General features: G+C 43.8%; 13 protein-coding genes. 10 read left to right on the forward strand and 3 right to left on the reverse strand.

The window, feature by feature from the left end; translation table 11 throughout:
• Positions 1-394 precede the first annotated feature (394 nt).
• The 7 genes from iolR to AC0OMU_RS21250 all read left to right on the forward strand — a co-directional run bounded on the left by iolR (position 395) and on the right by AC0OMU_RS21250 (position 6238).
• Positions 395-1150, forward strand: a complete 756-nt coding sequence (gene iolR / locus AC0OMU_RS21220) for a myo-inositol utilization transcriptional regulator IolR (RefSeq protein WP_003227050.1) — start codon at positions 395-397, stop codon at positions 1148-1150.
• A gap of 53 nt (positions 1151-1203) precedes the next feature.
• Positions 1204-2136, forward strand: coding sequence for an aldo/keto reductase (locus tag AC0OMU_RS21225; protein ID WP_063335873.1), 933 nt, complete (start codon positions 1204-1206; stop codon positions 2134-2136).
• Positions 2137-2397: 261 nt separating this feature from the next.
• Positions 2398-3048 (forward strand): hypothetical protein, encoded by a 651-nt coding sequence (locus tag AC0OMU_RS21230; protein WP_474241524.1) that lies wholly within the window; start codon positions 2398-2400, stop codon positions 3046-3048.
• A 3-nt stretch (positions 3049-3051) separates the two neighbouring features.
• A complete protein-coding gene (locus tag AC0OMU_RS21235; protein ID WP_063335875.1) occupies positions 3052-3360 on the forward strand; it encodes a DUF2653 family protein in 309 nt (102 codons plus the stop codon).
• A gap of 184 nt (positions 3361-3544) precedes the next feature.
• On the forward strand, positions 3545-4111 hold the full coding sequence (locus tag AC0OMU_RS21240; RefSeq protein WP_327830212.1) for a CGNR zinc finger domain-containing protein: 567 nt from the start codon (positions 3545-3547) through the stop codon (positions 4109-4111).
• Between the two features lie 136 nt (positions 4112-4247).
• Complete coding sequence (locus tag AC0OMU_RS21245; RefSeq protein WP_250503708.1) at positions 4248-4736, forward strand: HPP family protein; 489 nt, start codon at positions 4248-4250, stop codon at positions 4734-4736.
• A 116-nt stretch (positions 4737-4852) separates the two neighbouring features.
• Positions 4853-6238 (forward strand): sugar porter family MFS transporter, encoded by a 1386-nt coding sequence (locus tag AC0OMU_RS21250; protein WP_015385124.1) that lies wholly within the window; start codon positions 4853-4855, stop codon positions 6236-6238.
• Between the two features lie 42 nt (positions 6239-6280).
• Here AC0OMU_RS21250 and htpG read toward each other — a convergent pair whose 3' ends face one another.
• Positions 6281-8161, reverse strand: a complete 1881-nt coding sequence (gene htpG / locus AC0OMU_RS21255) for a molecular chaperone HtpG (protein WP_015483932.1) — start codon at positions 8159-8161, stop codon at positions 6281-6283.
• A gap of 167 nt (positions 8162-8328) precedes the next feature.
• Positions 8329-8580 carry a hypothetical protein gene (locus tag AC0OMU_RS21260; protein WP_014481429.1) on the reverse strand — a complete coding sequence of 84 codons (252 nt, stop codon included), beginning with the start codon at positions 8578-8580 and terminating at the stop codon, positions 8329-8331.
• Between the two features lie 116 nt (positions 8581-8696).
• On the opposite strand from AC0OMU_RS21260, the gene AC0OMU_RS21265 reads away from it, so the two are divergent.
• A complete protein-coding gene (locus tag AC0OMU_RS21265; protein WP_015385126.1) occupies positions 8697-9518 on the forward strand; it encodes an SDR family oxidoreductase in 822 nt (273 codons plus the stop codon).
• Between the two features lie 29 nt (positions 9519-9547).
• Here the strand turns inward: AC0OMU_RS21265 and AC0OMU_RS21270 are convergent, their stop codons facing one another.
• The gene (locus AC0OMU_RS21270; protein WP_181220338.1) at positions 9548-10690 is read right to left on the reverse strand and encodes a TetR/AcrR family transcriptional regulator; all 1143 of its coding nucleotides are present in this window, start codon (positions 10688-10690) and stop codon (positions 9548-9550) included.
• Between the two features lie 142 nt (positions 10691-10832).
• Between AC0OMU_RS21270 and AC0OMU_RS21275 the strand changes: the two genes are divergently transcribed.
• Both AC0OMU_RS21275 and AC0OMU_RS21280 read left to right on the forward strand, forming a co-directional pair.
• Entirely contained in the window at positions 10833-12170 is a 1338-nt protein-coding gene (locus AC0OMU_RS21275) for an aldehyde dehydrogenase family protein (RefSeq protein ID WP_474241526.1), read from the forward strand.
• A 189-nt stretch (positions 12171-12359) separates the two neighbouring features.
• Complete coding sequence (locus AC0OMU_RS21280) at positions 12360-12827, forward strand: RDD family protein (RefSeq protein WP_015483934.1); 468 nt, start codon at positions 12360-12362, stop codon at positions 12825-12827.
• Positions 12828-12864: the final 37 nt, after the last annotated feature.

Here is a 12864-nt window from a genome sequence, read left to right on the forward strand (position 1 = left end):
AAACACATACACTTGTATGGATGGTTCAGGATAGATTCATATCAATATCCACTTTTCAGCAAGCCAAGAATTAAACGCTTTCAAAAAAACCAAAAAAATAAATGGCGGATGCATATTTACATACAAGCAACCATTTCATGTACAACAGGTTACTTTTTGGTCATTTCTTGGTTATATTCTAATCGCATAATACCCATAAGTCAATCATAAACACTACATTTTTTCATTATTTTTATTATATTAATCTTTTAATCAAGTAAGAGAGGTAAGAGAAAGCCGTCGAATCTTGCAAAAGATATACACCGATGTTATCATTTTTTAAGCAACTATTGATTAACTTTTGGTTTTTATTATATATTTATGTTACGTAAAGATTCAAGAAGGAGTTTTTTATATGAAACTGATGCGGATTCAGGAAATGGAGGAGTACATTTTATCGCATGGCACTGTTTCCTTAGATGAGCTGTGCCAGGTGTTCAATGTCTCCAAAAACACAGTCAGACGTGATATCAACAAGCTAACAGAAAAGGGTGCGATTGAAAAAGTATACGGCGGCGTAACATCTATTGAAAAAACCGCATTAGTTCCTTTTGAAAATCGCACCATTCAGCACCAGGATGAAAAAACAAAAATCGCCCATTATGCTTCCCGATTTATTGAAGATCACGATTTGGTCTTCATTGATTCAGGAACGACGACAAAGTCTATTCTTGATACGCTTGATCCAGCCAAAAATGTCACCATCTTAACCAACAGTTTAGACATTATCAATGCGGCGTCAGCTTTGAAGAATATCAACTTAATCATTATCGGAAACAACTATAAGAGAAAAACCCGCTCCTTTGTCGGCATGGACGACCCGGCTATGCTTGATAAGTACAATATCAACAAAGCTTTTATGTCCGCTACCGGAACGACGCTGACACACGGATTGACCAACTCGGATCTGCTGGAGTATGAAATTAAAAAGAGGATTTCGGAAAAAGCAAAAGAAGTGTATCTATTGGCTGACCATTCTAAATTCGGAAAATCAACGCTTCTGACATATGCGCCATTTGACAGGCTGCATTGCATTGTGACCTCTCAGCCATTAGACGACGAGTACACGCAGTACTGCAATGAGCATCAAATCGGCATTCACCTGGCCTAACGTTTACAATAGTGTTGAGAGTCTATCATCCATTTTATTCTAGGAGGCAGATCATGAAAAAAGCGAAGCTCGGAAAATCAGACTTGCAGGTATTCCCTATCGGATTAGGAACAAATGCTGTCGGAGGACATAACCTCTACCCGAACCTAAATGAAGAAACCGGAAAAGAATTGGTGCGCGAGGCGATCCGTAATGGCGTGACAATGTTAGACACCGCTTATATTTACGGGATCGGCCGTTCCGAAGAATTAATTGGTGAAGTGCTGCGTGAATTCAACCGTGAAGATGTTGTCATCGCGACAAAAGCCGCTCACAGAAAACAAGGCAATGACTTTGTCTTTGATAATTCACCAGAATTTCTTAAAAAATCAGTTGATGAAAGCCTGAAGCGTTTGAATACCGATTATATCGATTTGTTCTACATTCACTTCCCTGACGAACATACGCCTAAGGATGAAGCCGTTAACGCGCTGAATGAGATGAAGAAAGCCGGAAAAATCCGTTCCATCGGTGTATCCAACTTCTCTTTAGAGCAATTGAAAGAAGCAAACAAAGACGGTTTGGTAGATGTATTGCAAGGCGAATACAACCTGTTAAACCGTGAAGCGGAAAACACATTCTTCCCGTATACGAAGGAGCATAATATTTCATTTATCCCTTACTTCCCGCTCGTATCAGGTTTATTGGCAGGAAAGTATACAGAAGATACAACGTTCCCAGAAGGCGACCTGCGAAACGAACAGGAACACTTCAAGGGCGAGCGTTTCAAAGAAAATATCAGAAAGGTCAACAAGCTTGCGCCGATTGCCGAAAAACACAACGTGGATATCCCTCACATCGTATTGGCCTGGTATTTAGCAAGACCGGAAATTGATATTTTAATCCCGGGAGCAAAACGTGCCGATCAGCTGATTGATAACATCAAAACAGCCGACGTGACGCTTTCTCAAGAGGATATTTCATTTATTGATAAGCTGTTCGCATAAGAAGAAAACAGCCTTCTCCATTGGAGAAGGCTGTTTTTTTGTGCGATAAATTCCTAAATAACTGATTTTGAAGCAAAACCTTACAAAATGAGCCATAAATCCGATAAAATAAAGGTAGTTTATCTCAGAAAGAAAGTGATTGAGAAAGCAAAAGTATGAAACGTTCATATCATCTAGCTCATATGAAATAAAGCTGAACCAGCTTCTTTTATTTGCTGGTCAGAATAGCGGACCGTTTCGATGGTCTATGGAGGAAACAGAATGAAATTTAAATATGTGAAAGCCTTAGTTGCAGTAACCGTTGCTTTAGGTGTACTGCTGCCATCAACGATTTCTCATGCAAAGAGCTTTAGCGGCCGCTCATCATCTAGTTACAGCAGCCGAAGTTCAAGCTCGTCATACAGCGGAAGCTATAAATCAAGCCCGAAATCAAGCTACAGCTCAGGATCAAGCTCTTCTAGCCAAAAATCCAAGACGCCTGACGATTCATCATCATCGATTTCGCTTAAAAAGAAGCCTTCGGAAAAGGCAAGCTCATCAAGCTCTAAAAAATCGTCAGGCACCTTTTCCGGCGCTACATCAAAAGTAACCGGAAAGACATACAGCGGAAAAACGTCTAAAGCTTATGTTGGCGGACGTTATGTTTCAGTCAATCATTACTATCACGCAGGTTTCGCGCCATCAGGATGGTTTGGATATTATAGCGGATTTACAATGGGTATGTTCATGATCAGCATGATGCACCCGTGGGGTTACACCTATCATCCAGTCGGAGGCCCCGGCTATGTTTCTTATGGCGCTTCACCCATTGCCTGGATCGTGGATATCATCGCTTTAATCATTATTTTAATCATTGTCATCGCATTGATTCGCGCATTTAAAGCACCGAAGACGTACAGAAGGAGATTTTAGGCAATGAGATTAATATTAAATGAGCAAGAAATTGTAGACGGAATTTGCGTGTATATTTCCAATGAAGAAGATATCTATCCTGAAGACGTTGAAGTAAAAGAACTATCGTACAACAAGCGTACAGGGTTCCTCGCTGAAGCCACATTTGGCCTGCACCACAAGCAGCTTATGTCAGATGACATTTCAGAAGGCATTATTCAGTTCTTAGAGGAATACCACAACTTCAATCCGGACGTTACCGTCGTTGAATTGCAATTTGATAAGAAAAAAGGCTTCTCCGCCTTGGTTTTCGTCAACGAAGCAGAAGAATAAAAATGTCTTAATCAAAACCTTACTCCGCGCGGGTAAGGTTTTTTATGATGGTTTTCCAGTAGACAGGAAGAGCATCTTCCCTTTAATCAGCAGACCGCCTGAGAGATAAAATGCCTCCTTTTACTCATATCCTTGCGTCAAAAAGGTTTTGGCGCTTACAATAATTTTGAAAGGAATGATCACAATGGCAAATGCTCAATTCCCTCTTATCACACAAAACCTTTCTCTCGATCTCGTGAATACTGAAATTGTAAGCTATGATAAACGGCACGATCTCATCCAATCAGAAAAAGATCTGATGGCATGGTTTGAAATAATGGGAGAAACTGCTCCTTTTCTCAATTCCTTTACGCTACAGCAAGTCCAAGAACGATTGCATCGGATTCATCAATTCCGAGCTGAGCTGAGAAAGCACTTTGAGCGTATTGTCGAAGGCAGTGAACCCTCTCAAGCTTTTATCTCTTTCCTGCAAGATCAAATCGCCGCCGCTCCCTTTTCTTATCAAATCATAGATGGCAAACTAGCCCGCATTCCGAATGGAAAACCAGATGATGCCATTTTATCGCTTATCGCTTACGATGCGTTATGGCTCATTCATACAAAAGAAATCCAACAGCTGAAACGGTGCGCAAACGAAAAGTGCATTTTGCTTTTTCTTGATAAAACAGGAAGGCGAAAATGGTGCTCCATGAAGATATGCGGCAACAGGCATAAGGTTTCACGCCATCAGAAAAAAATGAATCATGAGTAAGAATCCGTTCCCCAGCGAACGGTTTTTTTATTGCTTCGAAAAACTAACCCCTAAAAATTAAATTGACAGGTTAGTATTTACCTATTATTCTATACATACTGGAGGGATAAATTTGGAAAACAACTTCTTTTTGAAAATGAAAGGAAATGGAAAAACACCCTTGCAGGTGAACGGCAAAGATGCTGTTACAGGGCTTATCGGAGGATTTATTACCATATTGACACTGGCTTCGTTGACCGCTTATACATCAAGCTTATGGTTAATGGCGCCTTTTGGAGCGAGCTGTGTGCTCGTATTCAGCGCTTGGAATGCTCCATTATCACAGCCAAGGAATGTGATTGGCGGCCATTTTATTTCCGCTCTTACTGGGATTGTTGTCCTTCACATATTCGGCGCCCACCCATGGACCTTTGCATTGGGGACAGGGCTTGCCATTTGCTTGATGATGCTGACCAAAACCACTCATCCTCCTGCCGGCGCCGACCCGATTGTTGTCATTCAAGGGGCATACGCTTGGAGTTATTTAGTATTTCCCGTGCTCATTGGATCTGTCATCATCGTGATCATCGCTCTCATTATTAATAACTTACGCAAAAATCGCCAATACCCCGCCTTTTGGCTTTAATGTTTCCGTTTTTTCAAAACAAATGTTTCAAATGAGATAGGAAATGGGTACTAATCTATTAACTTTGTTATACATTTTAGATACTCATTGGCTCAACAACTGAGGAGGAGACATTTGTGAAGAAAGACACAAGGAAATATATGATCTACTTTTTCGGCGCTTTAGGGGGACTGCTATATGGTTACGATACAGGCGTTATCTCAGGAGCACTCCTGTTTATCAATAACGATATTCCTTTAACGACATTGACAGAAGGATTGGTTGTCAGCATGCTGCTCCTTGGCGCGATTTTCGGTTCTGCCTTGAGCGGCACATGCTCAGACCGCTGGGGCAGGAGAAAGGTTGTATTTGTCCTTTCCATCATTTTTATTATCGGTGCGCTCGCTTGCGCATTTTCGCAAACAATCGGCATGCTGATTGCATCTAGGGTGATACTCGGGTTGGCCGTCGGCGGTTCAACGGCACTTGTGCCCGTGTATCTTTCCGAAATGGCACCGACGAAAATTCGCGGGACACTCGGCACAATGAACAACTTAATGATTGTCACCGGGATTTTGCTCGCCTATATCGTTAACTACCTGTTCACACCGTTTGAAGCGTGGCGCTGGATGGTCGGTCTGGCCGCAGTGCCTGCCGTGCTTCTATTAATCGGCATCGCGTTCATGCCGGAATCGCCAAGATGGCTCGTGAAGCGCGGCCGTGAAGAAGAAGCGAGACGCATCATGAACATCACTCATGACCCCAAAGACATCGAAATGGAATTGGCAGAGATGAAGCAAGGGGAAGCGGAGAAAAAAGAAACGACACTCAGCGTGCTGAAAGCCAAATGGATTCGCCCCATGCTTCTGATTGGCGTCGGCCTTGCCATTTTCCAGCAGGCGGTCGGCATTAACACGGTCATCTACTACGCGCCAACCATTTTTACGAAGGCCGGTCTTGGCACATCAGCTTCGGCGCTCGGCACAATGGGGATCGGCATCCTCAACGTCATCATGTGTATCACTGCCATGATCTTAATTGACCGTGTCGGCCGCAAAAAACTTCTGATCTGGGGAAGTGTCGGCATCACACTGAGCCTTGCTGCTTTATCAGGCGTGCTCCTAACGCTCGGACTTTCCGCATCAACAGCGTGGATGACAGTAGTCTTTCTAGGTGTCTATATCGTCTTTTACCAGGCGACATGGGGTCCGGTAGTGTGGGTGCTCATGCCTGAGCTCTTCCCATCCAAAGCACGCGGAGCCGCGACAGGGTTCACGACTTTGGTGTTATCGGCGGCTAACCTGATCGTGTCGCTTGTCTTCCCGCTGATGCTAAGCGCGATGGGCATCGCATGGGTCTTTATGGTTTTCTCAGTCATTTGTCTTCTCTCATTTTTCTTCGCGTTCTACATGGTACCGGAAACCAAAGGGAAAAGCTTGGAGGAAATTGAAGCAAGCCTGAAAAAACGGTTTAAAAAGAAGAAAAGCACCCAAAACCAAGTGCTGAATGAGCGTACTTTATAAAAAAAAGGAATCGTCTCCTTATGGGACGATTCCTTTTTCTGTTTACACCATGACCTTGCAAATATTGTTCGTAAATTCCACAGGATCCTGAATCGGCAGGCCTTCGATGAGAAGCGCCTGATTGTACAGAAGGTTTGTGTACAGGCTCAGCTTCTCTTTATCTTGTTCAAACGCGTCCTGCAGCGTTTGGAATACTTCGTGATTTGGGTTGATTTCCAGCACTTTTTCCGCCTTCACATTTTGGCTGTCAGGCATCGCGTTTAAGATTTTTTCCATCTCAATTGTCACTTCGCCGTCAGCAGCAAGGCAGACTGGATGTGATTTAAGCCGTTTTGAGATTCTGACGTTTTTCACTTTGTCTGACAGAATGTTTTTCATTTCCTCAAACAGATCCTTATACTTGCTTTCCTCTTCCTCGGACTGCTTTTGATCCTCATCCGTGTCTATGCCAAGGTCTCCGCTTGATACAGACTTGAATTCTTTTTCCTGATAAGAAGCCAGCATTTTAATTGCAAACTCATCGATGTCCTCAGTAAAGTAGAGGATTTCATAGCCTTTGTCCGCCACCATTTCCGTTTGCGGCAGTTTCTCAATGCGGTCGTAAGAATCACCGGTCGCATAATAAATGAATTTCTGCTCCTCTGGCATTCTGGAAACATACTCGTCTAAGCTGACCAGTTTTTTCTCTTTTGAAGAGTAGAATAATAGGAGATCCTTCAATTGATCCTTATTCGCGCCAAAATCATTATACACGCCGAATTTCAGCTGTCTGCCGAACGACTTGTAGAACGTCTCGTATTTCTCCCGGTCTTTTTTCAACAGGCTTTGCAGCTCGCTTTTGATTTTCTTGCTGATGTTTTTCGCGATCAGCTTCAGCTGGCGGTCATGCTGCAGCATTTCTCTGGAAATATTCAGCGACAGATCCTCAGAATCGACCATGCCCTTCACAAAGCTGAAGTGGTCCGGTAGCAGGTCTGCGCACTTATTCATGATCAGCACACCATTGGAATACAGCTCCAAGCCTTTTTCATATTCCTTGGAATAGTAGTCAAACGGCATGTTTTCAGGAACGAATAGAATCGCATTGTAGCGAACGGCTCCATCCACACTGATGTGAACGTGTGTGAGCGGTTTATCAAACCCGTAATGCTTTTCAGCATAGAATGTTTCATAATCCTCATCTGTCAGCTCGCTTTTGTTTTTTCTCCAGATCGGCACCATGCTGTTGACCGTCTGCTCTTCCTGCACCTCTTCAAATTCATTTTCGCTGCCTTCCTTCGGCTTATTAATGGTTGTATCCATTTTGATCGGGTAGCGAATGAAGTCGGAGTACTTCTTGATGATCGCTTTTAAACGATATTCCTCTAAAAACTCGTCATAGCTGTCATCTTCTGTGTTCTCTTTGATTTTCAGGATAATGTCTGTACCGACAGAATCCTTTTCACACGGTTCAATCGTATAGCCGTCTGCACCTGCAGACTCCCATTTATAAGCCTCTTCGCTGCCAAGCGCTTTACTGATGACTGTCACGACATCGGCAACCATAAATGCCGCGTAAAAACCGACACCGAACTGCCCGATAATGTCATGTCCGTCTTTCAGCTCGTTTTCCTTTTTAAACGCGAGGGAACCGCTTTTTGCAATTGTTCCAAGATGCTGTTCAAGCTCATCCTTTGTCATTCCGATCCCCGTATCAGAGATGGTTAATGTTCTCGCATCTTTGTCAGCTGCGACCTTTATGTAGTAACTGTCTTTATCAAACGTAAGCGCATCGTCCGTAAGCGCTTTGTAATAGATTTTGTCAATCGCATCACTCGAATTGGAGATTAACTCGCGCAGGAAAATTTCTTTTTGGGTATAAATGGAGTTAATCATCATATCCAGCAAGCGTTTAGACTCTGCTTTAAACTCTTTTTTCGCCACTCTTGATCGCTCCTTTACCATTATGTAAACCCTTTTCAGCATCTATTTATCACATAAGATGACAATTGTCAATTAGATTGATAGATGCATATATATGTAAATTTAACATTAGTTGGATTTGTTTTCACTCTTTTTCTCACTCATTCTCATAAAAAAGAGAGGCTTCATCATCCTCTCTTTTTTTCTGTGTCATTCCAGCGGCCAAACTCCCGCTTCATCCATATATGCACCGGGTAGAAAAACAAACCGAACGGTATCAAAAACAATAGATTATGCCATGAAGCATTCAGAAATGCGCTTGCAGTCACCGGAAACGTAATCTCTTGCAATAAAAAAGAGATGACAGTCAGCACAACAAATGCAGATGGAATGGTAATGAAGCAATAAAACTTGAGCTCCTTCTTATGCTGTACCTTCAAACATACAAACCTCCCAACAATTTCTAATTCATCTTAACATATGCCGGCCTTTCTTTTCTCGCATGTTTATCACTGCACATAGCGGGAAGACAAATAGAAAAAGGAGGTCTCGTATCATGGGAAGACTTGAAAACAAAACAGCAGTGATCACAGGCGCCGCGACAGGCATTGGGCAAGCGACGGCAGAGGTTTTTGCCAATGAAGGCGCGCGTGTGATCATCGGAGATATCAATAAAGATCAAATGGAAGAAACAGTTGACGCAATCAGAAAAAACGGAGGACAGGCAGAATCCTTTCACCTTGATGTGTCAGATGAAAACAGTGTGAAAGCATTTGCTGATCAAATCAAGGATGCATGCGGAACGATTGATATTCTGTTTAATAATGCCGGCGTTGATCAGGAAGGCGGAAAGGTGCACGAATATCCGGTTGACCTGTTTGATCGCATTATCGCCGTCGACCTGCGCGGCACGTTCCTTTGCAGCAAATATTTGATTCCGCTCATGCTCGAAAATGGGGGCTCCATCATCAACACCTCCTCCATGTCAGGCCGTGCCGCGGATCTTGACCGCTCCGGCTACAACGCAGCAAAAGGCGGCATCACCAACCTGACAAAAGCGATGGCGATCGACTACGCACGGAACGGCATCCGCGTCAATTCCATTTCACCGGGTACGATCGAAACCCCGCTGATTGACAAATTAGCAGGCACCAAAGAACAGGAAATGGGTGAAAAGTTCCGCGAAGCCAACAAATGGGTCACGCCGCTCGGCCGCCTCGGCCAGCCGAAGGAAATGGCGACAGTGGCCCTGTTCCTCGCGTCAGACGACAGCTCATACGTCACAGGAGAGGACATCACCGCAGACGGCGGCATCATGGCATACACATGGCCAGGGAAAATGCTGATTGATGAGAAATGGAAGAAAGAAACGAAATAAGAGAGGGGATGTCCCTCTCTTTTTGTCTTTCAAAGCAATACAACTTTATACTTTTTCACATCCAAAAACTGCAAAAATTCCCTCGCCAGCACTTCAGGCGGATGCGCCTTTCCTTCATCCAGCCGATACAAAAGCAACCCAATAATCATTGCGGATACATAATGGGCATAAAGCTTTTTCTCTGCGTGAATACCAGTTTGCTGATGCAGATAAAACGATTCCAGCGCTTTGAACATATCAGGTATCACATGAGGAACACCCCATTCCCGATTGAGAAAATGGACAGTGGGCATCTTTGACAAAGCAGAAAGCAGACTGGCGAGCGCTTTCTCCGCTTCCTTTAAGGAAAATTCATTCGGGCTGGAGGCAATCGTCAGGTGATCAATGATCTCCGCACATGATCGCTGTATCATGGTTTGGAGCAATTCCTCTTTATTGGCATAGTGATCATAAAAGGTTGCGCGGCGGATATTGCTTTTCCGGGTAATATCCGAAATCGTGATGGCTGCGTAGTCTTTTTTCTCCGCCAGCACGTCCAGAAATGCCTTCTGGAGCGCCTCTCTCGTTCGAACCACACGCCTGTCGATTTGCTTGTCCTGCTCTCGCTCTCCTGGCACAGCCTGTCCAAACAGCCAATAAAATCTCTTTTGAGAAACAAGCTCCCATACCTTTTGGCTGATAGCTTCCGGAGTCGCGGCCGCATCCTCATTCAGCCAATACAGGATAATCGCGTACGTGTACAAGGCCCGGTAATGTCCGTAAATTTCCCGTTCGATCGGCGTCAAATTCACATGAATCGGAGCAAGCAGCAAATCCTGCTGAAACACATCCTTAAAAAAACGATGGAAATGCCCTCTGTTCATCATCACAGAAAAAAAGGATCGATGCTCATGAACAAAGGACAGCGTCGGATGCACCGTTTGCCGTTTTTTGTTCAAATGGAGGGTATCCATATGACTGAAGGCGTCAAAAAGCGCTTTGCCCAGTCCTTCCTTCATATCTTCGATCACATCCTCAATGATTGAAAACTTATCCTCATAATAAAGGTAGAGCGATCCGCGGCTCACTTTGGCCTTCTCAGCGATTTCTTTCATTGTGATATGTTGAATATCTCTTTCTTTCAATAAAGCCAGCAGCGCCTCTTTCACTTGAGCTTCGGCAGATTCCGGCACAAAAGACACCTCCAATCATTAGACAGATCTTCGATATATGTACGGTAACGTATAGATGGTTCACCGTTGTCTTTCTTACAGAAAAGGTACCACCTTATAATAGGTCCGAGAAAAGAAGAAAGCAAATGAGGGGGATTTTACAATGGAACAGCAAGTAAAGGACGACATCCAGCGTGTCTTTCAGCTTCAGAAAAAACAGCAAAAAGCCTTGCGCGCTTCAACAGCGGAACAGCGCAGAAAGAAGCTTCAGCGCTTTTTAGATTCCGTCATCGCCCATGAAGAAGAAATCATCGAAGCGATCCGCAAAGACGTCCGCAAACCATATCACGAGGTCAAAAAAGCGGAAATCGAAGGAACAAAAAAAGCGATCAGAGATAATATGAATAACCTGGAACAATGGATGGCGCCTAAAGAAGTCGGTTCATCGTTAAGCCCTGACGCAAACGGAATTCTTATGTACGAGCCTAAAGGCGTCACACTCATCCTCGGCCCGTGGAACTATCCGTTTATGCTGACGATGGCGCCGCTTGCCGCTTCTCTCGCAGCCGGAAACAGCGCGATTGTGAAGCTGTCCGATTTCACGATGAACACGAGCAACATTGCCGCTAAAGTGATAAGAGACGCTTTTGATGACAAAGAAGTCGCGATTTTTGAAGGAGAGGTTGAGGTGGCAACCGAGCTTCTTGATCAGCCGTTCGACCACATTTTCTTCACTGGAAGCACAAATGTCGGGAAAATCGTCATGACAGCGGCTGCCAAACACTTGGCATCTGTCACACTTGAGCTTGGCGGCAAGAGCCCAACGATTATCGACAGCGATTACGATCTGATGGACGCAGCGAAAAAGATCGCCGTCGGGAAATTCGTAAACGCTGGCCAAACCTGCATCGCACCTGATTACCTGTTCATTAAAAAAGACGTTCAGGACAGGTTCGCGGGGATTTTACAAACAATCGTTAACGCAGGATTTATGGAGGATGATCATACCCCAGACCGCAGCAAATTTACGCAGATCGTCAATGACCGCAACTTCAACCGCGTCAAAGATCTGTTCGACGATGCCATCAAAAAAGGGGCGGAAGTGGTGTTCGGCGGCGTATTTGATGCCAGCGACCGCACGATCTCGCCAACCGTTTTGAAAAACGTCACGCCTGATATGAAAATCATGCAGGAGGAAATCTTCGCACCAATCCTGCCGATGATGAATTATGAAGACATCGACGAGGTCATCGATTACGTAAATGATCACGATAAACCGCTTGCGCTTTATGTATTCAGCCAAAACCAAGACCTGATTGACAACGTCCTTCAGCACACGACATCAGGAAATGCCGCCATCAATGATGTCGTCGTCCATTTCAGTGACGTCAACCTGCCATTCGGCGGCGTCAACACAAGCGGAATCGGCTCCTATCATGGGGTATACGGATTCAAAGAGTTTTCTCATGAGAAGGGTGTCTTTATTCAGGCCTCTAAATAATCGTAATGAAGAGAATCTGCATCATCTTGCAGGTTCTTTTTTTATCTTTATATCACCTAAATAAAGAGATTAAAAGTGATAAAATACCATTTTCACTACGAAACCAGAATCCTCTAGTCTATCTCATTGAAACCCTGCAGCCTCTAACGTATAATATCCCAGAAAACTTCAAAGGAGAGAATATTATACATGGAAAAACCAGCAGGATTTTGGATTCGGGCAGCCGCCTCTATTATTGATGTATTTATTATAGCTATATTCTCTTTCATTATGATTTTCATTAACACCTTCATTGTGTTGCCACTCATTGATGCAGCAGGCACACACATGTCAGAAGCCCGATATGAATTTTTCATGTTGATCATTGGCACAATCCCTGTTTTGGCCATCATATTTATTTTCGCTATTCTTTACTATAGCTTGCTGACTTCCTCAAACATGCAGGCAACATTGGGAAAAAAACTCATGGGCATCATCGTTGTCAATCAGTATGGCGAGCGTATTTCTTTTTGGCACAGCTTCGGCCGTTTCTTCGCTTACACATTATCTAAGATCTTATATATCGGTTTTATCATGGCGGCCTTTCCCTCTAAACTGGCATTACATGATTATATTTGCGGGACAAAGGTTGTCTATAAAAATAAATATCTTGATTGATCAAATAAACAGGCTGCCGAGTTAACCTCGCCAGCCT

It is taken from the genome of Bacillus sp. FAU18 (assembly GCF_056033885.1).

What these genes read in the sequence shown, in the direction of transcription:
- iolR (WP_003227050.1), top strand. Translation starts at nt 395, where the DNA reads ATGAAACTGATGCGGATTCAGGAAATGGAGGAGTACATTTTATCGCAT.
- AC0OMU_RS21225 (WP_063335873.1), top strand. Translation starts at nt 1,204, where the DNA reads ATGAAAAAAGCGAAGCTCGGAAAATCAGACTTGCAGGTATTCCCTATC.
- AC0OMU_RS21230 (WP_474241524.1), top strand. Translation starts at nt 2,398, where the DNA reads ATGAAATTTAAATATGTGAAAGCCTTAGTTGCAGTAACCGTTGCTTTA.
- AC0OMU_RS21235 (WP_063335875.1), top strand. Translation starts at nt 3,052, where the DNA reads ATGAGATTAATATTAAATGAGCAAGAAATTGTAGACGGAATTTGCGTG.
- AC0OMU_RS21240 (WP_327830212.1), top strand. Translation starts at nt 3,545, where the DNA reads ATGGCAAATGCTCAATTCCCTCTTATCACACAAAACCTTTCTCTCGAT.
- AC0OMU_RS21245 (WP_250503708.1), top strand. Translation starts at nt 4,248, where the DNA reads ATGAAAGGAAATGGAAAAACACCCTTGCAGGTGAACGGCAAAGATGCT.
- AC0OMU_RS21265 (WP_015385126.1), top strand. Translation starts at nt 8,697, where the DNA reads ATGGGAAGACTTGAAAACAAAACAGCAGTGATCACAGGCGCCGCGACA.
- AC0OMU_RS21275 (WP_474241526.1), top strand. Translation starts at nt 10,833, where the DNA reads ATGGAACAGCAAGTAAAGGACGACATCCAGCGTGTCTTTCAGCTTCAG.
- AC0OMU_RS21280 (WP_015483934.1), top strand. Translation starts at nt 12,360, where the DNA reads ATGGAAAAACCAGCAGGATTTTGGATTCGGGCAGCCGCCTCTATTATT.